Below are 1,043 nucleotides of genomic sequence, written 5' to 3'. Positions count from 1 at the left end.
CTTTGCTGTACATGTGGCAATTTTTGCTGCTTGTAATTCCGGAGTGTGGTTCTTCAGAACTATACAGTATGCTCAATGGACTTGGGCATACTGGTTTACTGGTCTGTGGGGATTGATTTTAGTAGGGCATGGGGTTTATATATTTGCGATCGCAAACTATACACCCCTGCCTACTCAAGAACCTCCAACCGAATCCCCTCAAGGATGAAATCACCCAAGATAATTGTAGTAATTGATTTTCGGTTAACTGTTGACGGTTAACTGTTGACGGTTGACTGTTGACAGTTAACCGAAAGCCAGCAAATTAACTTAAGTTAAACTTAAAACCTTGGCCAAAGGCCACGCTACGCGAACAACTTAAAACCTTGGCCAAAGGCCACGCTACGCGCACAACTTTAATTATTCCTTAGATATCCCAACATGCAATTAATTAGAAACAGCTAATTACCATGGCTAATCCAAGTTCTACAGAAGCAATTGAAACTCTCGCTGCTGAAATTGGCGACAAGGTATATATTGATGTAGCCAAGTGGCATCTTTACCTCAGGGATGCCCATCTACATACCACTTTGGCTGAACAATTTTATCCCCTACTAATCGGTAACACTAATACAATCACAGAAGACCAGATGATGCCAATCCTGCAAAGCATTTCTGTGAAGCTAGGTGGTGGTAAACGGCAAGTTCCCCTAGCAGATTTGCTACCCATGCAGTGTCAGATGGATCTAATCGATATTCTCGAAGAGTATCAAAGACAGCTGTAAGTATCTGAAAATAGGCAATTTTAAAATAACTAATCACTAACAACAAAAAATTGGGTAACTTTAACAGCTACCCAAATAATTCTGCTTGTTCTTGGTTCACCAAAACAGCAATGATTTTCCTGTTAAGCGTTAAAAACTAGGCAGTTACAGCTTTTTTCGCCACAGCACTTAACTCACCGTTGGCATACTTAGTTGCAAAAACATCGATAGTCGCTTGCTTGATCTTGCTAGCATTACCAGCAGTACCAAAGGCTTCGTAACGCTTCAAGCAAACCTGCT

At 41.0% G+C, this 1,043-nt stretch carries 2 protein-coding genes and 1 pseudogene; 2 read left to right on the top strand and 1 reads right to left on the bottom strand.

What is annotated here, in order from left to right; translation table 11 throughout:
- Both F6K49_RS52615 and F6K49_RS52610 read left to right on the top strand, forming a co-directional pair.
- The coding region (locus F6K49_RS52615; protein WP_293111071.1) for a hypothetical protein at positions 1–208 on the top strand (208 nt) is incomplete at its 5' end.
- A 241-nt stretch (positions 209–449) separates the two neighbouring features.
- Positions 450–764 (top strand): DUF3181 family protein, encoded by a 315-nt coding sequence (locus F6K49_RS52610; RefSeq protein ID WP_070390955.1) that lies wholly within the window; start codon positions 450–452, stop codon positions 762–764.
- A 136-nt stretch (positions 765–900) separates the two neighbouring features.
- Here the strand turns inward: F6K49_RS52610 and F6K49_RS52605 are convergent.
- Positions 901–1,043: pseudogene (locus F6K49_RS52605) on the bottom strand (fructose-1,6-bisphosphate aldolase); the annotation flags it as partial.

Source organism: Moorena sp. SIO3I6 (assembly GCF_010672095.1).
This window is presented reverse-complemented; position numbering and strand designations above follow the sequence as displayed.